Genomic DNA, 20,351 nt, shown 5'->3' with positions numbered 1-20,351 from the left:
ATGTTCGTCGTGACCGGCATCAGTTCGGCATTGAACATGCTCCGCGTGAACGCCGATCCGCCGAAGGGCTGGACGGTAGTTGCGGATGCCCCGGCGCTTGACGAACCTTTCCCGCCGAAGGCCTTGCGATTCGGCAAGTCAGTCGAGACTAGGGACGGCGACGCGATCAGCGACTTCAACGAAGGCAACGATCCGCCGGCCGCGTGGCGCGATGCGAGCAAGACCGATGCCGAAAAGCAAGCCGACGACCCCTACGACCAGTACAAGGCAAAGAACGAGGACAGCGTCGCCCAAGGTACGGCCGCAACGGAAGCTGGACAACGTTACGAGGACCGCGCGCTGATGCGCATGGAAGCGCGCCGGACGTTGAACACCGAATGGCTCGATCGCGACGGCCACGTGATCGGCGAGGACGGCAAGAGCGCGATGCCCGAAGGCTACAAGGAATGGCGCGACCAGCAGATTGTCGATTGGCTCGATCGCGGCACGACCAACAGCCCGACGAATCACTCAACGACGATGACCAACCCCGAGCATGCCGAAAAGGCGCTTGCGTATGACGTTGCGGTGGGCCTGTGCTACATCACGCCCGAACAACTCTACGACTTGCGCATCGAGGCGGATTGGAGGATGGGAGATGGGATTCCCGATACTAACCCGAACAAAAAGTACGGCAAGTACTTTGACTCCGGAAATCTTGATCGAATGCCGATGCACGAATGGGTACATGCCAATAACAGTGAAGGCAAGATTCCTGATGCGATCACGGACGAGCGTGAAGGTGAGTTCTATCTGAAGGTCGGGGGTGTCGTATGAAGACGCTGATTGCTACATGGAAACGACGTGTGGCCATTGCTGTTTCAGTATGGCTAGTCGCCACCGTTCTCATGATCACGATGATGGCGCACATAGAACAGCCCGACCCGGGACATTTGGAAATAGGAGATTGGATGAAACGCTTCATTGTTGTACCTGGCCTGGCTGCGATCATGGTGTTTCTCTTCACCACGGCTATGACGCGCCCGGCACAAGCCGCCTCGGTTAAAGAGCCTGCCGTGAAGACAGCACCAGTGGCAGAAGAGCAGGTCAAGCCATTCGTTGCGCAAGTCGTCGGCCTAATCTGGTTGAATCCGCTGCAACGCATGGACTATCCGACCGAATGGCAATTGTTGTGGACGCAAGGACTTGCCGCACCGAACAAGGATGATGACATGGTGCGCACGAAGCCCGAAAAGTTCTCGTCCCTCCGATCGATCGGTGCACTCGTCTACGGCAACCGCGGAACGGAGACGTTCAAGGGCTTCTATCACAAGTACGTCAGAAAATTTCTCTTGTTGCCGCGCTCTCGCTATTTTGCGAATGCAAAATATTTCTACACCGTAAAATCCGAAAACACCAAAGATTGGCGCGAGCTTGCCGGAACACATATCGAGTTCGCGTTACCTCCAAGGCTCGATCCGATCGAAGCGAAGACGTACTTGACCAATGAGTTCGTCGAATGCTTCGAAATTGGCCCGCCATCACCGAAGACGCTTTGGAGCCGCGACACGCCTCCCGACGTGCAAATCACCCAAGGCGGCGCAAACGCCGGCTTCACATCGCTGAACAACGCGCTGGACTACTTGCAGGCGAACCCCGACAAGACCGTATGGGCAATGAACTGGGACGCTCCTAACTTCCCGCCCACGGATGCACAGATCAACGAAAACCTCGTCGTGCTGTTCCTCGCCGGCCCGAACTTCAACACCGAGCGCGAGCCGCTCGCCTGGATCGGCAAGGCCGCAACCGGCAACACGCACGATTTTTCACGGAAGGTCGGCACGACACGCGCCGTGCAGGCGTGGAAAGCCACGATCGATGAAGCAGCACGCAATGCCGGCGTCGCGGTCACTGACCTGAATTACATCGTCCACGACGCAGGTGTACCCAGCGACGCAGCGTCGTCACGCGTTGTCTCGCTCGCGCAGACCTTGACCGAAACCCTTCCTGAATATGACCACAGGAGTCAGACGTTCAACACGGCAGCACTCCTCGGCGACATGGGAACCGGCAGCGCATTGACCGACGTCGCACTCGCAATCGGCCGAATCAACCACTTTGGCGGCAATGCCTTGGTCGCCGGCACGACCGACCCCGAGCACCCCGTCGCCGTCGTCGTCAGACCACCGTCGAAGCTCACTCCGATCGATCCGGACCAAGACTGGTTCCGCGCACGCGGTGGAAACAACGCGTACCTCCCTTGGTGGGGGCGTCGACACGACACCGATTACGGCATGCAGGGCTATTCGTGGTGACGTAAGGCAGCGCTGTGGCGTGATTGCTTTGCTTGCGGATTCGCGACGTGTCGGAACGCGATCGACTGGACACATGACCGGTCGACAGTTCCAACGGGTCTGGCTTCGAGATGCCGCCAACCGCGACGCCGAACGGAAGCGGATTCAGCGGTTGGCCGTGTTGAGGTACGCGCCACTCCCGCCCTCCGGCGCGACACGCGCGGAAGGGCGGGGCAGGACCCCGGCCGTCAAGCCGGCAACGCGAACCGCGTAACGGCGTCGCGCAGCGCTTCGGCCTGGTCGCGCAGCGAATGCGCGGCCGCCGCGGCTTCCTCGACGAGTGCCGCGTTCTGCTGCGTGACCTGATCCATCTCGCCTACCGCACGGTTGACCTGCTCGATGCCCGCGCTCTGCTCGCGCGATGCATGACTGATCTCGTCGAGGATCTCGTTCACGCGCCGCACCGACTGCACGATCTCGGCCATCGTCTCGCCCGCGTTCGTGACGAGCGTCGCGCCGTGCTCGACGGTTTCGTTTGATGACTCGATGAGCGACTTGATCTCCTTCGCTGCCGTGGCCGAGCGTTGCGCGAGCGAGCGCACCTCGGCCGCGACCACCGCGAAGCCGCGGCCCTGTTCGCCCGCGCGCGCCGCTTCGACGGCCGCGTTCAGCGCGAGGATGTTGGTCTGGAACGCGATTCCGTCGATCACGCCGATGATGTCGCCGATCTTGTGCGAGCGGTCGGTGATCTCGTTCATCGTGCGCACGACATCGTCGACCACCTCGCTGCCGCGCGTCGCGACTTGCGCGGCCTGACCGGCGAGCGTGGCGGCCTGCGCGGCGCTGTCCGCGTTCTGCTTCACGTTCGCGGTCATCTGATCCATGCTCGACGCGGTCTGCACGAGCGCGGCCGCCTGTTCTTCGGTGCGCTGCGACAGGTCGGTGTTGCCCGACGCGATCTCGCTCGCGCCGACGTTGATGTTCTCCGTGCCCATCCGCACGCGCGACACCATGTCGATCAGTCCGCTCTGCATCGTGTGCAGCGCATGCAGCAGGCTGCCGCGGTCGTCATGCTTGACGTTCACGCGCGCGGTCAGGTCGCCCTGTGCGATGCGCCGCGCGGCGTCGAGCGCCACTTCGAGTTCGCCGCCGAGGTTCGCGCGCACGCTTTTCAGCACGAGCACCATCACGGCGGTCGCGATCGCGCCGAGCACGGCCGTCATCGCGAGCCAGCGGCCGACGCTCGCGAGCACGGCCGACCGCACGTCGTCCATGTACATGCCCGTCACGAGATACCAGTCCCACGGCGCGAAGCGCTGCACCGCACTGGTCTTGTCCTGCGGCTTGTCGGCACCCGGCTTCGGCCACAGATACTCGACGAAACCCTTGCCGCCTTCCATGTTGCCGGCCTTCACGATCTCGACGAACAGATGCTTGCCGCTCGGATCCGCGAAATTCGACACGTCCTTGCCGTTGAGCTCGCTCTTGATCGGATGCATCACGATCACCGGCTTCGAATCGTTGATCGAGATGTAGCCGTCGGTGCCGTAGCGCATCGCGGCGATCGCCTCGAGCGCCTTCTGCTTCGCGTCGGCCTCCGGCAATGCATTCTGTTGCGACAGCTTGTAGTAGTGGTCGGCGACGTTCGTCGCCTGCGCGACCAGCGACGCAAGCTGATCGCGGCGGTCCGTGATCATCGACGCGCGCGTCTGCCACGCGCCGATGCCGGCGATCACGAGCAGACCGAGCCACAGAATGACGATCATCGAGGCGAGTTTCTGATTCAGGGAAAGGGTGCGCATGGGTAGTGAGGTCGGTCGGTCGAACAGGCGCGCCGGAACGGCGTGACGGGATAACTCGTTGACGGCATGCAACGAACGTTGCCGTAGGCGGGAAATCCCTTAGAAACGGCAGCGGCCCGATACCGGTGAGCGCGGTGCGGGCATCTATGCATATACATATTCGGCGTCGCTATACTGTCGGGCGATGGCGCGCCGTGCCCGACGGTCGGGCGCACGGCGGCGAACGAACCTGAAAGGAGGCAACGATGCGAATTCTGGTGGTGGGGGCCGGCGCGGTCGGCGGATACTTCGGCGGCCGGCTCGCGGCGGCGGGGCGCGACGTGACGTTCCTGGTGCGCGACGGCCGCGCGGCCGCGCTCGCGCGCGACGGGCTCCTGATTCGCAGCCCGCGCGGCGACCTGACGCTCGCGAACGTGCAGACGGTGCGCGCGAGCGACACGGCCGGGCCGTTCGACCTGGTGCTGCTGAGCTGCAAGGCCTATAGCCTCGACGATGCTATTGCATCGTTCGCGCCATTCGTCGGGCCGTCGACGCTGATCCTGCCGATGCTCAACGGGATGCGCCACCTCGACGTGCTGCGCGAACGGTTCGGTGCCGCGCAGGTGCTCGGCGGCCTGTGCGTGATCGCGGCGACGCTCGATCGCGAACAGCGGGTCGTGCACCTGAACGACACGGCAGGGCTGTCGTTCGGCGAACTCGCCGGCGGCGAATCGGCGCGCGTGCGCGCGGTGGCCGACGTGCTCGGCGGCGCGGGCTTCGATGCGACGCTCAGCGACGACATCGCCTCGCGGATGTGGGACAAGTGGGTGTTCCTCGCGACGCTCGCGGCGAGCACGTCGCTGTTTCGCGGTTCGATCGGCGACATTCTGGCCGCGCCGGACGGCCGCCGCCTGCTCGAGACGATGCTCGACGAATGCAGCGCGATCGCCGCGCACAACGGTTACCGGCCCGATCCCGCCGCGGTCGAGCGGATGCAACGGATGGTGCTGACGCCGTCGCCGCTGACCGCGTCGATGCTGCGCGACGTCGAAAATCGCGCGCGGGTCGAAGCCGATCACGTGATCGGCGACCTGCTCGCGCGCCGAGACCCGCAGGCGGCGGATGCGTTGTCGCTGCTGCGGATCGCGTACAACCACCTCAAGACGTACGAGGTGCGCGTAGCGCGGGAAGGCGCGGCGGCGTAGCCGCGGCAGCGGCCGTGTCGTTTGTCAGGGCGAGTGCCGGAGCAGGCCTGATGGCGCGGGCGGATGCCGGCTAGACAGGATCCTTGCTTGGCGGTCCGTTGGGTTGCTGCGGATTGTCGTGAGGATGCCCCGGTGGCGGCGGTGACAGCGGATCGTCTTCCGGATCGCGGTTCGGGTCGGCCGGGGGCTCGGGCATCGGGGTCGTGTGGTCCATGGGGAACTCGCGCAAGGCGTGACGGCGGTGGCGCGGCGGGCGCGTCTCGTCTCCGTTATAGGCAATCGGACGGGTGTTTGCCGGGGGATTCTCGCGGCGGCATGCGGATTGCCGGCGACAGGCGAGCCGCTGCAGGTATCGCGCCGGATCGCGCGCAAACAGCGCCACGATGCGGGTGCGGCCGGCGCGCGCCGCGGTCAGCGCAGATCGGCGGGCGTATCGACGTCGCGCAGGATGCCGGGATCGTCGACCTCGAGCAGGTTCACCGGCGCGCTGGCGAACAGCGCGCGGGCGCCCGTATCGCCGTCCAGCGCGGCGAGCGCCTCGTAGTGGTGCGCGGCAAAGCCGACCGGATGGCCGCGCACGCCGCGGTGCACGGGGGCGACGATCGATGCATCGTCGGCGTCGAGGGCGCGTGTGACCGCTTCGTAGGTGGACGCAGCGATCCACGGCATGTCGCCGAGCGCGACCAGCCAGCCGGGCGCGTCCGGCGAGGTGCGAACACCGGCTGCCAGGCTCGCGCCCATGCCGCGCATCGCGTCGGGCGCATAGACGACCTGGCAGCCGGCGTCGTTCAGCAAAATCGCGAGTTTTTCGGCGCCGGGACGCACGACGGCGATCACCTCGGCCGTGGCCGCCGCCAGATGACGGGCGGCGGCGACCGCAACCGGCGTGCCGTCGGGAAGCCGCGCGAGCAGCTTGCTGTGCAGACCGCTTGGGTCGAAGCGTTGACCGAGACCGCCGGCGAGCAGGACGCCGGTGGCGAGTGACGCATAGGACATCGGCGCGGGGGGAGGGAAGGCAGGTGGCCCGATTGTGCGGGAGCGGGCGGGGATCGGCAAGTGCGGATGTTACCGACGCGGGGGCGTTGTCGTCGGAAAGAATGTCGGCGGGCGCGTTCGTCGAGCATGGTTTCCTCGACGGGGCCGTTTATGGAGTGCGATTCTCGTTACATCACGGTTCAATCGCGGTCGCTGAACGGCCAATGCCGCTAGTCCGACGGGTAATACGTGAAGCGGGTGCGAGGTAAAACCTCGATCGGTCATGGACGGCTTCGCGTGATCGCCGTCATCGGTTCCGTCAGACGAATCGTCTGTCGAGTGGCATGCGGATGTGTCGGTGTTGCGATTCGGCCGACGTGCCCATGACCGTCACCAAAGTGTCTTGACGTGCGCGTATGCACGGATCTTTTCGTCACGGGTGACGAGCGGCGCACCGAGCCGGCGCGCAGTCGCGACGATCATGCGGTCGGCTGGATCCTTGTGAAAAGTGCCGGGCAGCGCGGTGGACCTCGCGGCGATGTCGGCGTCGACCGGCACGAAGCGCATGCCGTCGATTTGCGCGACCGTCGCGAGCCACGCATCGACGTCCATCGTCAATGCGAGGCGCTCGTTGCGCACCAGCATCGCGATTTCCCATGCGGAGATCGCGGACGCAGCGAGTGCGCCCTCGCCGCGCGCGCGATCGATCGCGCTTCGCGCCTTCTTGCTGAGCGACGGATCGCCCGCCACCCACCACACCAATGCATGCGTATCCAGCACGATCACCGCGACGCCTCCCAGTCATCTTCCGCAATCGGATCGAGAGGATTGTCGTAGCGCATGACCGAGCCGCGCAATATGTCCAACGGCTGAGCCTCGCGTGCGTGATACGGCCGGATCTCGAGCGTTGGCTTGCCGTGGTCGGTGACGATCAGGCTTTCTCCCGACGCCTCGACGAGCCGGAAGTATTCGAGCGCGCGAGCCTTGAATTCGGATTTCGATACGGGAGCGTGCGGCATCATGATATGAGCATGGTCATTTGACGATGGTCATTTTAGTTGTCGAGATGAAGTGGTGCAAGTAGCGTAGTCGGCCTTCCTGGCCGAGTGGGGCGGCGCTGGGCGAGTTGCCGCCCTACGCATCCGCCCATTTCCTCAACAGGTTGTGATAAATCCCCGTCAGGGAAATGACCATCGGATCCTTCGCGCCTTTTTCCGCGGAAAGCGCCTGAATCTGCGTATCGAGCTGAAACAGCAGCGTGCGGTCGCCATCGTCGCGCACCATGCTCTGGATCCAGAAGAACGACGCGACGCGCTCGCCGCGCGTGACCGGCGTGACGTGATGCAGGCTCGACGCCGGATACAGCACGAGATCGCCGGCCGGCAGCTTCGCGCGATGCACGCCGTACGTATCTTCCACGCACAGCTCGCCGCCGTCGTACGCGTCCGGTTCCTCCAGAAACAGCGTCGCCGACAGATCGCTGCGCACGCGGAAATCCGTGCCGCGCAGCAGCCGGATCGCGTTGTCGACGTGCGTGCCGAACGTCTCGCCGCCTTCATAGCGATTGAACAGCGGCGGAAACACCTTCAGCGGCAGCGCCGCCGAAAAGAACAGCGCATGCCGGGCCAGCGCATCCTGGATCGCATCGCCCGCCGCGCGCGCGACCGGCGAGCCTTCCGGCAACTGCCGGTTGCGTTTCGCGAGCGCCGACTGCGCGCCGGACGTCGCGTTGCCGTCGACCCAGTCGGCGGCACCGAGCATCTCGCGGCATCGCGCGACCTGTGCCTTGGTCAACACGCCGGGGATATGAAGCATCATGATTCGGATTCCATGCCGTGTGACGGCAACTGCATCGCCGCCGCGCGCAACGCATCGAGCGGCGACGACGCGAGATAGGCGCGCATCTTCGCGACGAACGCGGGGGTAGCGGTGGCCGGCACGCGCGCGAGCCAGACGAGGGCTTCGTCGACGCGCCCGCGCTCGGCGAGCAGTCGCGCATGGTTGAACTGGCCGCGAAAGTCGCCGGCCTCGGCGGCGCGCCGATAGTGGTCGAACGCGGCGTCGGCATCGGCGGTCACGACCCAGCCGTCCTCGTAGAACCCGCCAATCAGGTTGATCGATTTCGCATGGCCGAGCGCGGCCGCGCGGCGAAACCAGTCGAGCGCGGCCGCGCGATCCTCGTCGATGCCGTTGCCGAGCGCGAGCGCCGTCGCGTAGTTGTACATGCCCCAGTCGAGCCCGGCCTGCGCGGCGAGCCGATACCAGTACACGGCCACCGGCGCGCATGCCGCCGTCCCCCAGCCGAACTCGTAACAGCGGCCGAGCATGTTCATCGCCATCGGGTGACCGGCCCGCGCCGCGTGCCGGAACCAGCCGCATGCGGCGGCCGGATCGCGCGCGACGCCGTGCCCGTCGAGCAGGTACTGGCCGTAGACGGCCTGCGCGTCGACGATCCCGTTATCGGCGGCCGCCGCGACCCACGCGGCGGCGCGCTCGGGCGGCCCGGCCAGAATGTCGGCGAACGCGCGCGGCGACACTGACGCGAGCGCCTTCAGCGAGACGGTTTCCATCGATCAGTAGCGTGCGTTCAGCGTGACGAACGCCGAGCGGCCCGGCGCGATCGACGCATAGTGCGCCGGATACGCCTGATCGAAGTACGTGCGGTTGAACAAGTTGTTCACGTTCAGCTGCAGGTCGAGCTTCTTGTTGATCCGGTATTGCGCCATCGCGTCGAAGCGCCAGTACGACGGCACCGCACGCAGGTTCGCGGGATCGCCGAACACTTCCGACATGTAGAACGCGCCGCCGCCGACAGTGAACTTCGGCGTCACGTCGTAGTTCGACCACATCGTCAGGCTGTGCTTCGGCGTATTCGGGAAGCGGTTGCCGTCGTTCGCTGCATCCTTGCCGTTGTCGCGCAGCTCGCTCTTCATGTACGTATAGCCGCCGAACACCTGCCACTGCTTCGTGATCTGCCCGGCGACGCCGAGTTCGAGACCCTGCACGCGCTTGTTGCCGACCATCGCGTACTGGTTGTTCGGCAGCGTCACGCGCGCATTCGTCGTGTCGATCTGGAACAGCGCGGCGGTCAGCGACAGCTTGTCGTTCAGCACGTTCCACTTCGTGCCGAGCTCGATGCTGCGGTTCTTCTCGGGGGCCATCTGATCGGCGTTCGGGCCGACGCCGCCGCGGCCCGGCGTGAGCGACTGCGTTTCGCTGCCTTCGCCGAGCAGCATGCCGGCCGGCGTCGACGACGTCGCATACGACGCGTAGATGCTGCCGTTCCGCGCGGGCTTGAACACGAGGCCGGCCTGCCAGTTGAAGAGCGTGTCGTCGCGCGTGTAGGTCTTGCCGCCGTTGGCCTTGGTGTCGGTGAAGCGGGTCGAGTAATCGTCGACGCGCACGCCGGCGTTCACCTGCCAGCGCGGCGTGAGCTCGATCGTGTCGAAGCCGTAGATCGACTTGGTCGTGGTGCGTGCATGCGCATAGTCGTTGTTGCGCGTGACGGAGCCGGCCCACGGATCGTTCGGATCAGGCGACCACAGGCTCGTGCAGTTGTAGCCGGACGGCGCGCCGATGCCTTTCTGGCAGATGGTGCCCTTGTCGGTCGCGACCGTGTACGAATCGCGCTTGCCCCATTCGCGCGTCAGCTCGATGCCGGTCGTGAAGCTGTGCTTGAACGGGCCGGTGCGGAATTCGCCGAACAGTTCGGTCAGGTTCGCGAGGCTGTTGATCGAGCTGTCGCAGTTGTTGTTGCGGCGCCAGACACGGCCGTTGACCACGTTGCCCTGGCTGTCGTCGGGCTGCGTCCAGATGTAGTCCTGCGTCGATTCCGTGTAGCGCGTGGTGTTGCGCACCGTCAGATTCGACGTGATGTCGTGCTCGATCTTGATCGTGCTGATGTCCGAGGTGGTCTTGCGGAAGTCGCGGTCGATCAGGCCGTAGAAGTTGTGACGGTCGACCGGCGCCGGATAGATCGTGTCGACGTTCGCGGGCTTGTTCGACGTCGTGTAGAAGTACGGAATGCCGCCGTCGGGCATGTCGTCGGTCGACAGGTGGTAGTAGCTCGCGGTCACGCGCGTCGGCGTGCCGAGGCCGAACGCGATCGACGGCGCGACGCCCCAGCGCTCGTTGTTGACGGCGTCGCGGCCGGCGACGTCGTTGTTGTGGCTCATCAGGTTCAGGCGGAACGCGGCGTGATCGGCGAACTGCCAGTTGCCGTCGGCGGTGAAGCGGCGGTAGCGGTCGGTGCCGAGGCCCGCGCTCGCGGCGGCCGTCGTGCCGAGGTGCGGCGCCTTCGTGATCAGGTTGATGCTGCCGCCCGCGCCGCCGCGGCCGCCGTACGCGCCGTCGGAGCCCTTGGTGATCTCGACGCGTTCCGTGTTGAAGATCTCGCGCGTGGTCGCGCCCGTGTCGCGCATCCCGTCGACGAACATGCTGCCCTGCGTGTCGTAGCCGCGGATGAACGGGCGGTCGCCGAGCGGGTTGCCGCCTTCGCCGGCGCCGAACGTGATGCCGGGCACGGTGCGCAGCGCTTCGGTCAGCGTCGCCGCGCCGCTGTTCCGGATCAGTTCCTGCGGGATCACGGTCACCGACTTCGGCGTGTCGACGAGCGGCGCGGTGAATTTCGCGGATGCGGAAAAGTCGGCCTTGTAGCTGTGCTCGGCCTTGCCCTGGACCTCGATCGGCGCGAGATGGCCTTCGGTGCCGACCGGGGCGGATGGCGGCGTGCCGTCGGCGAACGCCGGGCTCGCGGCGAGTACGCTGCACAGGGTGGTGAATTTGCCGAGCTTCTGCTCGTCAGGACGGGACTTCATGGTGCGCTTCGACCTCGCAGTATGGCCCCGGGAACGACGCGCTACGGAAATGTGCATGCCGCCCGGAATTATTACGATTTGTTTTCAGGCGGCATTCTATGTAATTTCTTTTTAAATGAGAAGCGTTCCTGTTCGCATTTGCGAGGAGAATGTTGACGAATGTGGCGGAGGGCTGCCGAGCGCGTGGGGGCCGCGGCGATGGCCGAATGGCCGAGTGGGAAAGGCGTGTCGGGCGATTTACAGTGATCGGGTCTTCACTCGTCCAAAATGACAGCAAGGTGATAATATGACTGCATTGAAAGCAAATGTAGTGAGGCGCATCATGCCTGTGATCACTGTTAGAAACCTGCCCGACGAGGTGCATCGCGCGCTTCGAATCCGTGCTGCACAACATGGCCGCAGTACCGAGGCCGAGGTGCGCGATATCCTCGAGCAGGCCGTTCGGCCCGGCGGACGTCCCAGGCTGGGAACGCTGCTGGCGGAGATCGGGAGAGAGGCCGGCGGCATCGATTTCGAGGTTCAGCGCGATCAATCGCCAACCGATCCGATGAGCTTCGAATGATTCTGGTCGATACCAACGTCATTTCGGAGCCGCTGCGACGCGAACCGAGCGCGGCCGTGATCGAATGGCTCGACGCGCAAAACGTCGAGACGCTGTTTCTTGCCGCGATCAGTCTGGCCGAGATGCGATTCGGCGTGGCCGCGTTGCCGGAGGGGCGCAGGCGAGACTGGCTGCACCAAAACATCGAGCAACGCGTCGTGCCGTTGTTTCGCGGGCGGATTCTGCCGTTCGACGATGCGGCCAGTGACGCATATGCGAGCCTACGCGGGAAGGCGCGCGCCCTGGGGCACACGATGGCGCCTGCCGATGGCTTCATCGCTGCAACCGCCGCAGCCAACGGGTTGATCGTGGCTACGCGCGACGTCGCACCGTTCGAAGCAGCGGGCCTGCGCGTGATCGATCCGTGGGCTCGCTAACTTCCGGCCGGTCGCCTCGATATCACCCGCGCCGAAAATGAAAACGCGCCGTGCAAGGCGGCGCGTCGTGCGTTGCTTCGGCGCGCGGCGCTCGATCTTCAGCAATCTCGAGTCTGGCCGCGCGACACTGGATGCGGGTCAATCGATTCCGTGAAACACCGCATCCTCCGGCCCGAGGTACGCCGGCGGGCGCCACGTCGCATCGCGCATCGAATGCTGGACGAGATTCTCGACGCCGAGCAGCACCGCGAAGATCGCCATCCGCACCGGAATGCCGTTGTCGGTCTGCCGGAAGATCGCGAGTCGCGGATCGCGGTTCAAGTCGACCGACAGGTCGTTCGCGCCGGGCCGGCTGTCGCGCGGCAGCGGGTGCATGATCAGCGTTTCGGGCTTGCAGACGGAGTCGACGAGCGCCTGGTTGATCTGGAAATCCGGCGTATAGCCCTCGAACGACTCGTCGGTGAAGCGCTCCTTCTGGATCCGCGTCGCATAGACGACGTCCGCGCCGCGCAGCCCGCCCGCGAGGTCGTTCGTCTGCTCGATCACGTGGCCGTTCGTCGCAATCTGGTCGATGATGTACGCGGGCATTTCGAGCGTCGGCGGCGACACGAGCGTGAACTTCAGTCCGCGGTACAGCGCGAGCAGCTTGACGAGCGAATGCACGGTACGGCCGTATTTCAGGTCGCCGACGAGCGCGATATGCGCGCCGTCGACGATCTTGCCGAGCCGCGAGAACTCGCGCTGGATCGTATAGAGATCGAGGAGTGCCTGGCTCGGGTGCTCGCCCGGGCCGTCGCCGCCGTTGATCACCGGCAGGTTGGTCGCGCGCGCGAATTCGGCTACCGAGCCTTTCTCCGGGTGGCGGATCACGAGTGCGTCGACGTAGCCGGCCATCACGCGGCTCGTGTCGTAGATCGATTCGCCCTTGGCCATCGACGAGAACGTGAAACCGGTCGTGTCGCACACCGAGCCGCCGAGCCGGCAAAAGGCCGCGCCGAACGACACGCGCGTGCGCGTGCTGGCTTCGAAGAACAGGTTGCCGAGCACCGCGCCCTCGAGCACGCGCGAGATCTTGTGGCGGCGCGCGATCGGCTGCATCACGTCGGCGACGCGGAACAGCGCCTCGACCGAGTCGCGCGAGAACTGGTCCACCGAGATCAACTGCGGCTTGCCTTCGAACAGGAATTGCTTTGCGAGCTCCTGTTTGTCTACGCTTTGCGTATAGTCTCCGCCGTCCGGTGCCGAGCGCTCGACGATTTCCGACACGAAGCGTTCGACGATCTCGGGCATCCCGCGCGATTCCTGCGAGTCGTCGGGCAACAGCCACGTGTCGAGCGCGCGGCGGCTCACGCCGATGCGGTTCGCGAACGCTTCGCGGGTCATGTTGAGGCGGCGCATCGCGTCGCGCAGGAAGGCTTGCTGGGGAACGGTCATCGGGGGCACCTGATGGGAATATACGCGGTGCGTATATTAGTTCGCGCGCCGACGAAGTCAAGGAAAATCTGTGCGACCGGCCGTGTCGTGCTCGGGCGCTGGCGCGGTCGGCACTGGCGCACGGCGGCCGTCTCCGTATAATCAGGTCAGGCCCCGTGTCCTGCACGCCGCAGGGCACCACGCCGCATACGATTCGCCCGGTCGGGCATGTTGACTCGAAGGAGAATGAGCATGACGCGTACGATTGCTGCAGTGCTGCTGGTGGTGACCGCCGCGCTCGCCGGTTGCAATACCGTTGCAGGCATGGGGCAGGACATTTCGAAGGGTGGCCAGGCAATCAGCGATACGGCTGAGAAGGCCAAATAAGCTGCCGGGTTCCGGAATGCAGAAGGCGCCGGGCCGTCCCGCGATTGCGGGGCGGCCCGGCGCCTTTTTCACGGTGCGTGGTGCGTGGTGTGCGGTATCAGGCGGTTTCCACGAACGCGTAACGGCCCTCGACCTTGCGCGGCGTGAACCAGCCGAAGTCGGGGAACAGCCGGTTGCGGACGAACCAGACGTAGCCGACCAGGATGACCGTCACCCCGAGGGTCGGCAGCGCGGTCGACGGATCGCGGCCGAGATCGGCGATGGTCTTCGGTACCTGCAGCAGCGACAGAATGATGAACGCGTGATATGCGCCGACGCGATGGGTCGCGAAGCCCCAGATGAACAGCAGCGACAGCGGCACCGTCAGTGCGAGGAACAGCGCCGCGGCGCCGATGCTGAGTGTGTCCACCAGGATGAGATAGGCGAGTGCGACGCTGATCACCAACTGCGCGACGCCGAGCCCGATCAGGACCCGCGTATGCACCTTGTTCTTCCTGCACAGCTCGGGGTCGGGGCGCGACGCGATCAGGCGCGCGAGCACGCGATCCTTGAGGCCCTGTCCGGCCAGCTCGGCCAGCACGTCGGCTTTCCTCGCACCCGCGGACAGCAGCGCCGCGATTCTTGTCTTGGCTTCCTTCTTGTTCATGATGATGCGAATTATTGTTCGGTGGTTGTCAAATGGCCCGGCCACGCGAATATTGCATCTTGTGCGACGGTGCGCAACGATTTTGCCGCGGGCGGATACATTCCTACAGTCGCCGCGCACGCGGATCAATCGGTAGCAGTCGACGTGGATGCCGCTGGGCGCGCTGGCGACCTCGACCGTGAGTCCGTTGCGCATGCCGGCGGCTCGCGCCGCCGCGTCGCGCCCACCAGCATTCCCGCGACGACGAGCGCGATGCCGAGGAGTCGCGTGCCGCCCAGGGTCTCGCCGAACAGCGCGACCGCGAACAGCACGGCCGAGACCGGCGCAACCGCCGTGAACAGCGCGGCTTCGGTGCCGCTCGTGCGCGCCGAACCCGCATACCAGCACAGATAGCCGAGCACGGTCGGCACCAGCGCGTAGTACACGATCGCCGACACCGCGCCGACGTTCCAGTTCGTCGCGAGCGCGTGCCATTCGAACGCGGCCGGCACCAGTGCGAGCACGAAGCCGAGGCCCGACATCGCCGTCGACAGCGTGAGCGGCGGCAACGGCGCCGACAGCCGCCGGTTGAGCAGGATGAACACGGCCTCGCATGCGACGGCCGCCAGCACCAGCGCGTCGCCGGCGAGCGTCCGGAGCGACGGCATGGCCTGGCCGGGCGCGAACGTGACCAACAGCACGCCGGCGGTGGCGAGCGCGGCCGCGCTCCAGTCGCGCCGCGTCTGCCGCTCGCGCAGCACGACCGCCGCGATCAGCGTCGACATCGCCGGCAGCGTGCCGAGCATCACGCCCGCATCGACCGGCGACGACAGCTTCGTGCCGCTGATCAGCAGCACCGTATAGCCGACCCCGCCCGCCGCAGCCTGCACGACCAGCAGCACGGCGTCGCGTGCGGAGAGCCGCGGCCATCGCAGCCGCTGCGCCCGCATCAACGCGAACAGCAACGGGGTTGCGATCAGGAAGCGCAGCGCGGTGGCGGCGAACGGCGGCAGGCCGCCGGCCGCGAGGCGGCTCGCGATGACGGTGCTGCCGACGCCCGCCATCGCGGCGGCGAGATAGAGATAGCCGATCAGTCGTGTTTTCATGTGCCGCATGGTCGCGTGCGGCGGCGCGGGCGTCTTGAACGAAATTGCAGCGGCGCCGGCGAGCGGAGCGGGTGAGGGGAAGGGTATTGCGCTCGGTGTCCCCGGATGACCGGTGGCACCGCCATCAAGCGTCATCGTTGGTGCTGAACGGCGGCGATCGGCGACGTCGCGCCACGGCGGCGGCCGTGCCGGGACCGTGACGTCCGTCAGCCGGCCTGCGTGAATCGTCCCGGCGTGATCCCGAACTGGCGTGCGAACGCGCGCGTCAGGTGGCTCTGGTCGGCAAAACCGGCTTCGGCCGCGGCATCCGCGATCGGCCGGCCGCTCGCGAGCAGTGCCCGCGCCAGCCGTGTGCGCGACTGCACCAGATACGCGTGCGGCGTGATGCCGAGTTCGCGCGCGAACCCGCGCAGCAACTGGAAGCGGCTCACGCCACTCAGGCCGGCGAGTTCGGCCAGCGAGACGGGTGCGGCGGGCGCCGCATCGAGCCGCTCGCGGGCCACGCGGATCGCCGGCGCGACGCCGGCGGCCGGCAGCGCCCGGTTCGAATGCCGCGCAAGCAGCCCGGCGACCAGTGTCACGAGCGCCTCGTCGCGGGCGAGCGGCATGGTATCTCCTGCGACGATTCGAGCATGCAACCGGCCGAACGCGGCCGCGAGCCGCGCGTCGCGCACGGCCGGATGCGCGAGCTCGACGCCGCCGACGCCTTCTTCCGCCGCGACGCCCGCGACCAGCGCCGGCGCGAGGTACAGCATCCGCCAGCGCCGGGCCGTGCGCGTCCCGATCGGCATGCCGTCGTGCATCTCGCCCGGATTGACCATGATCGCGTCGCCGGCCAGCGCGTCGACCTGCCCGCGGCCGCTCCAGGACCGGTGCGCGCCGCTGACGATCACGCCGACCCCGAATTCGTCGTGCGCGTGCCGCGGAAACGTGCGGTCGGACTCGAGGCTGATCGCCTCGATGCCTTCATCGGTCCGTCGGTAGTGGGTGACACGGTGCATGGGGGCTCCTCGCGCCGGCAGCGGCGCGGATCACGTGCACTGTAGCGCGTTCCGGCGGCGCGCGCCCTTCATCCTTTTGGCCGATACCGTTCGGCGCGTGCAGCCCGCACCATGTGCACATGAGCAGCGTACACGGCCCGCCGGGCCTGAAGCTGCGCGGGAGACGGCAGGTGGAACGACAGGATCCGGTATTCATTCAGGTTGGCGCGCTCGCGGACGGCTTTGCGCCGGACGCGAACATCCTCACGCCCGTGAACGCGCTCGTCGGGCGGTCCCTGGCCCTTGGCGACGCAACGGGCGCATGGCGCGTCTATACGTTCGAGGCGGGTGCGCTGCAATGGTGCGATGCGGCGACCGACACGGGCGGCCGTGCGCCGTGCCGCGTCACGCGGCTGCGCGACGACCTGTACTTCGTCGACTACATCGATCCGGTGGCGCGCGCGACGTCCGTCAGCCTCGTGATCGACGTCGGCCGCGGCGTGTGGACGTCGGTGATCGGCACGCTGCCGACCGAGGCCGACACGCATGTCGACGCGTTCACGCGCGTCGCGCGCGGGTTGCCGCTGACTGGCGTCGACGCGGCATTCCGGCACGGCACGCTCGGCGGCCATGCGCAGCCGGGCCCGTTGCATGGGCCCACGCGCGAACTGATCGGCAAGCGGACGATGTATCGCTACAGCCCGACCGAATGCTACGAGCACATCTACCTGAACGAGAACTTCTACGCATGGCAGTGCCTGCAGGGCGTAGAAGGCGGGCTGGCGGACGTGGATCGCTGCCATTACTTCAGGATTGCCGATGAACTGTATCTGTTCGTGTGGCGCGAAAAAGTGGTGCCGACGCTCGGCGTCGTGCTGATCGACCTCGCGCAACGCAAGACGGACGGCAAGATCTTCGGCTATCAGGGCGGCGACTTCGGCACGTTGTCGAACTTCCCGATCGGTGCGCATGCGCAGGTGCTGAACGAAACCGTGCATCCGCTCGGCGGCGAGGCGCAATGATGAGCGCCGTGCCGGGCAGCGCCCGCCTGCGTGCGGATTTCAGCGGACGCGTCGTGCTGGTCACGGGCGCCGCGCAGGGGATCGGCGCGGCAATCGCGCGCCGTTTCGCGGAATCCGATGCATTCGTCGCGCTCGCCGATCTCAACGGCGATGCCGCTGCCGCGCAGGCGGACGCGCTCGCCAGTGCGGGCGGCGACGCGCGCGCGTATCGCGTCGACGCCGCGAGCCGCGACGAACTCGGCGCGCTCGTCGCGGCGGTCGAGCGCGACGGCGGCCGGCTCGACGTCGTCGTTCACAACGCCGCGTACTTCCCGCTGACCCCGTTTGCGCAGATCGACGAGCCGATGCTCGAACGCACGCTGTCGGTCAACCTGTCGGCGCTGTTCTGGCTCGCGCAGGCCGCGCTGCCGGTGTTCGAGCGTGCGGGAGCGGGGCGGCTGCTCGTCACGTCGTCGGTGACCGGGCCGCGCGTCGTCTATCCGGGGCTCGCGCACTACGCGGCGTCGAAGGCCGGCGTGAACGGCTTCATCCGCGCGGCGGCGCTCGAACTCGCGCGTCGCAACGTGACGGTCAACGGCGTCGAGCCGGGGATGATCCGCACGCCGGCCGCCGGCAATCTCGGCGACGCGTCGGTCGCCGCGCAGATCGCGCGCGACATTCCGCTCGCGCGGATGGGCGAGCCGGAGGACGTCGCGAACGCGATGCTGTTTCTCGCGTCGGCCGATGCGGCGTACATCACCGGGCAGACGATCGTCGTCGACGGGGGCGCGACGCTGCCGGAGAGCGGGGCCGTGCTGGGCGACGGGTAAGCGGAGCGTGCGCGATCGTGCGATCGCGGCCGTCGAATGTGCCGGCCGCGGTGTCGTCGGCCAAGCCGCGCACCGTCGCGGCTACAGCCAGCCGTTGCGGATGAACTCCACGATCGAGTATCGGCGAGGTTCGAGTTCGTGCTGCCGGACGGTCTCGACGATCCGCGACACGCCGTCCGCGTAAGGCGACGCGCCGTACACGCGCGATTCGAACTGCAGGCTGCATGCGCCATCCTCGATGCGGATCCGGTGGAACGCATGGCGGCCGAGCTGATCGTCGGGAATCTGCAGGGCGTCGCGCTGTTCGTCGGGGTCGCGCACGGAGCGGATGTCCTGCGCCGGCACGCCGAGCGACTGGCCGATGCCGACCGCGGTGCCCGGCACGGACGTCTTGCCGGCCTGGTGCGACTCCGTCACGCTGATGCGGCAGTCGCGAAACAGATGACCGCTGGTTTCCAGCATGCTCATGAACTTCAGCATCAGGATGTTCGTATTCGGACAAAGCACGACGGGGAAGTCGTGCGATCCGGTTTCGAGCTCGGAGCCGGTGGACAGCTCGACGAGCGGCGAGCCCGTTGCGCGGCAGAATTCGATCGCGGCAGGTAGCTCGCGGCCGGATCCGGCGTGCACGACGATCGAACGCGTCTCGGTGCGTGCGGGGTCCGACCAGGCCGTCACGCGACAGGTTGCGGGGTCGAGCCGGTGCGAGCCGAGCAGTTCGGTTGCCAGCTTGCCGGTGCCAACGACGAGTACTTGCATGGGATAGACGGGTTGAGGTTCGGGTTTCGTTACGGAAACGGCGCGGGCCGTTCAAGGACCCGGCGCGATCACGGGGCACCGCGCGGCGCACCGTGTTCGCGCATTATGCCCGGCCGTCGGCTGTCCGCTGTCCGCTGTCCGCCGTCCACCGCCCACCGCCCACCGCCCACTGCTCACTGCTCACTGCCCACTGCCCACTGCCCACCGTCCACCGTCCACCGTCCACCGCCCACCGCCTAACGCCTACCTCCTGCCGTCCACCGTCATGCGCGGTGCGCGCCTTCATGGCTGCGGATCAACCGAGCGGCTGCGTTGGCGGTGACGCATTTATCGCCGTGCGCACGCGGCATGAACGGCGCTACGCTGTCGAAACGGTGGCCACGCGCGTCCGTGTCGGTACCGGCATCGCCCCGAACCACGTATCATCCAACCCCCTCGACCCAGGAGAGCACATCGATGGAACACGACCTGAAAGGCAAGGCAGTCGCGATCACCGGCGGATTCGGCCATCTCGGCGTCGCCACGGCCGCCTGGCTCGGCCAGCGCGGCGCGCGCGTCGCGCTGATCGGCCGCGGCGCGCCGCCGGACGCGCAGGCGTTGCCCGGCGTGCCGGCCGATGCGCTGCGCATCGGCGGCATCGACCTCGTCGATCCGCAGGCGGCTGCGCGCGCCCTTGAAGCGGTGAATCGCGAATTCGGCCGGGTCGACGCGCTGCTGAACATCGCGGGCGCGTTCGTCTGGCAGACGATCGCCGACGGCGACGCGGCCACGTGGGACCGCATGTACGAACTGAACGTGAAGACGGCATTGAACGCGTCGAAGGCCGCGCTGCCGTATCTGGTGACGAGCCGGGCTGGCCGCATCGTCAACATCGGCGCGGGCGCGGCGTTCAAGGCGGGCACCGGGATGGGTGCCTATGCGGCCGCGAAGGCGGGCGTCGCGCGGCTCACCGAGGCGCTGGCGGCGGAACTGCTCGATCGCGGCGTGACCGTGAACGCGCTGCTGCCGAGCATCATCGACACGCCGCCGAACCGTGCGGACATGCCGGATGCGGATTTCACGCGCTGGGTCCGGCCCGAACAGCTGGCGGCGACGATCGGGTTCCTGCTGTCGCCCGACGCGCAGGCGATCACCGGCGCATCGATTCCGGTGAGCGGTCGCGTGGCGTAGTCGGGAGCGGGTTATCGCATTCGAGTGCGGCGGCGGGGCATGCGAAATCGC

The 20,351-nt window shown here is 66.8% G+C and carries 20 protein-coding genes and 1 pseudogene; 9 read left to right on the top strand and 12 right to left on the bottom strand.

Going from position 1 to position 20,351, the window contains the following annotated elements; translation table 11 throughout:
- Positions 1-816, top strand: a pseudogene (locus DIE12_RS11900) (hypothetical protein); the annotation flags it as partial.
- Positions 813-2,294, top strand: a complete 1,482-nt coding sequence (locus DIE12_RS11895; protein WP_260426320.1) for a virulence factor — start codon at positions 813-815, stop codon at positions 2,292-2,294. The pseudogene DIE12_RS11900 and the gene DIE12_RS11895, both read left to right, overlap by 4 nt.
- Positions 2,295-2,521: 227 nt before the next feature.
- Here DIE12_RS11895 and DIE12_RS11890 read toward each other — a convergent pair whose 3' ends face one another.
- Positions 2,522-4,075 (bottom strand): methyl-accepting chemotaxis protein, encoded by a 1,554-nt coding sequence (locus tag DIE12_RS11890; RefSeq protein WP_124489075.1) that lies wholly within the window; start codon positions 4,073-4,075, stop codon positions 2,522-2,524.
- Positions 4,076-4,320: 245 nt separating this feature from the next.
- On the opposite strand from DIE12_RS11890, the gene panE reads away from it, so the two are divergent.
- A complete protein-coding gene (panE, locus tag DIE12_RS11885) occupies positions 4,321-5,259 on the top strand; it encodes a 2-dehydropantoate 2-reductase (RefSeq protein WP_124523667.1) in 939 nt (312 codons plus the stop codon).
- A 411-nt stretch (positions 5,260-5,670) separates the two neighbouring features.
- Here the strand turns inward: panE and DIE12_RS11880 are convergent, their stop codons facing one another.
- From DIE12_RS11880 to DIE12_RS11855, 6 genes are all read right to left on the bottom strand, one after another.
- Complete coding sequence (locus tag DIE12_RS11880) at positions 5,671-6,255, bottom strand: NTP transferase domain-containing protein (protein ID WP_124523732.1); 585 nt, start codon at positions 6,253-6,255, stop codon at positions 5,671-5,673.
- A gap of 369 nt (positions 6,256-6,624) precedes the next feature.
- Positions 6,625-7,020, bottom strand: a complete 396-nt coding sequence (locus DIE12_RS11875; RefSeq protein WP_044846647.1) for a type II toxin-antitoxin system VapC family toxin — start codon at positions 7,018-7,020, stop codon at positions 6,625-6,627.
- Positions 7,017-7,256 carry a type II toxin-antitoxin system Phd/YefM family antitoxin gene (locus tag DIE12_RS11870; RefSeq protein ID WP_011659184.1) on the bottom strand — a complete coding sequence of 80 codons (240 nt, stop codon included), beginning with the start codon at positions 7,254-7,256 and terminating at the stop codon, positions 7,017-7,019. The genes DIE12_RS11875 and DIE12_RS11870 overlap by 4 nt, the downstream gene beginning before the upstream one ends.
- A gap of 112 nt (positions 7,257-7,368) precedes the next feature.
- On the bottom strand, positions 7,369-8,052 hold the full coding sequence (locus DIE12_RS11865) for a Fe2+-dependent dioxygenase (protein WP_124523669.1): 684 nt from the start codon (positions 8,050-8,052) through the stop codon (positions 7,369-7,371).
- Complete coding sequence (locus tag DIE12_RS11860) at positions 8,049-8,804, bottom strand: tetratricopeptide repeat protein (protein WP_124489071.1); 756 nt, start codon at positions 8,802-8,804, stop codon at positions 8,049-8,051. The genes DIE12_RS11865 and DIE12_RS11860 overlap by 4 nt, the downstream gene beginning before the upstream one ends.
- Before the next feature lie 3 nt (positions 8,805-8,807).
- Positions 8,808-11,051 carry a TonB-dependent siderophore receptor gene (locus DIE12_RS11855; protein ID WP_124523671.1) on the bottom strand — a complete coding sequence of 748 codons (2,244 nt, stop codon included), beginning with the start codon at positions 11,049-11,051 and terminating at the stop codon, positions 8,808-8,810.
- A gap of 322 nt (positions 11,052-11,373) precedes the next feature.
- Here DIE12_RS11855 and DIE12_RS11850 point away from each other — a divergent pair, with 322 nt between their 5' ends.
- Positions 11,374-11,613 carry a FitA-like ribbon-helix-helix domain-containing protein gene (locus DIE12_RS11850; protein WP_124523734.1) on the top strand — a complete coding sequence of 80 codons (240 nt, stop codon included), beginning with the start codon at positions 11,374-11,376 and terminating at the stop codon, positions 11,611-11,613.
- Positions 11,610-12,029, top strand: a complete 420-nt coding sequence (locus DIE12_RS11845) for a type II toxin-antitoxin system VapC family toxin (protein ID WP_124523672.1) — start codon at positions 11,610-11,612, stop codon at positions 12,027-12,029. The genes DIE12_RS11850 and DIE12_RS11845 overlap by 4 nt, the downstream gene beginning before the upstream one ends.
- Before the next feature lie 138 nt (positions 12,030-12,167).
- Here DIE12_RS11845 and DIE12_RS11840 read toward each other — a convergent pair whose 3' ends face one another.
- Positions 12,168-13,463 carry an aspartate carbamoyltransferase gene (locus DIE12_RS11840; RefSeq protein WP_124523674.1) on the bottom strand — a complete coding sequence of 432 codons (1,296 nt, stop codon included), beginning with the start codon at positions 13,461-13,463 and terminating at the stop codon, positions 12,168-12,170.
- 231 nt (positions 13,464-13,694) lie between these two features.
- Here DIE12_RS11840 and DIE12_RS11835 point away from each other — a divergent pair, with 231 nt between their 5' ends.
- A complete protein-coding gene (locus DIE12_RS11835) occupies positions 13,695-13,829 on the top strand; it encodes an entericidin A/B family lipoprotein (RefSeq protein WP_059449563.1) in 135 nt (44 codons plus the stop codon).
- Positions 13,830-13,926: 97 nt separating this feature from the next.
- Here DIE12_RS11835 and DIE12_RS11830 read toward each other — a convergent pair whose 3' ends face one another.
- From DIE12_RS11830 to DIE12_RS11820, 3 genes are all read right to left on the bottom strand, one after another.
- The gene (locus DIE12_RS11830; protein WP_124523736.1) at positions 13,927-14,475 is read right to left on the bottom strand and encodes a permease; all 549 of its coding nucleotides are present in this window, start codon (positions 14,473-14,475) and stop codon (positions 13,927-13,929) included.
- Positions 14,476-14,600: 125 nt separating this feature from the next.
- A complete protein-coding gene (locus DIE12_RS11825) occupies positions 14,601-15,560 on the bottom strand; it encodes a DMT family transporter (protein WP_124523676.1) in 960 nt (319 codons plus the stop codon).
- Positions 15,561-15,766: 206 nt separating this feature from the next.
- Positions 15,767-16,561: an AraC family transcriptional regulator gene (locus DIE12_RS11820; RefSeq protein ID WP_124523678.1), complete on the bottom strand. Its 795-nt coding sequence runs from the start codon at positions 16,559-16,561 to the stop codon at positions 15,767-15,769.
- A 170-nt stretch (positions 16,562-16,731) separates the two neighbouring features.
- On the opposite strand from DIE12_RS11820, the gene DIE12_RS11815 reads away from it, so the two are divergent.
- On the top strand, positions 16,732-17,562 hold the full coding sequence (locus DIE12_RS11815) for a molybdenum cofactor biosynthesis F family protein (protein ID WP_124523680.1): 831 nt from the start codon (positions 16,732-16,734) through the stop codon (positions 17,560-17,562).
- On the top strand, positions 17,562-18,371 hold the full coding sequence (locus tag DIE12_RS11810; protein ID WP_124523738.1) for an SDR family oxidoreductase: 810 nt from the start codon (positions 17,562-17,564) through the stop codon (positions 18,369-18,371). Before DIE12_RS11815 ends, DIE12_RS11810 begins: the two co-directional genes overlap by 1 nt.
- Before the next feature lie 81 nt (positions 18,372-18,452).
- On the opposite strand, the gene DIE12_RS11805 is transcribed toward DIE12_RS11810, so the two are convergent.
- Positions 18,453-19,130 (bottom strand): dihydrodipicolinate reductase C-terminal domain-containing protein, encoded by a 678-nt coding sequence (locus DIE12_RS11805; protein WP_124523682.1) that lies wholly within the window; start codon positions 19,128-19,130, stop codon positions 18,453-18,455.
- 456 nt (positions 19,131-19,586) lie between these two features.
- On the opposite strand from DIE12_RS11805, the gene DIE12_RS11795 reads away from it, so the two are divergent.
- A complete protein-coding gene (locus DIE12_RS11795) occupies positions 19,587-20,300 on the top strand; it encodes an SDR family NAD(P)-dependent oxidoreductase (RefSeq protein WP_124523686.1) in 714 nt (237 codons plus the stop codon).
- Positions 20,301-20,351: the final 51 nt, after the last annotated feature.

This window comes from Burkholderia sp. Bp9015, from assembly GCF_003853505.1.
Taxonomy (GTDB): Bacteria; Pseudomonadota; Gammaproteobacteria; order Burkholderiales; family Burkholderiaceae; genus Burkholderia.
The sequence above is the reverse complement of the archived record's forward strand: the minus strand, read 5'-3'. Positions and strand labels throughout refer to the sequence as shown.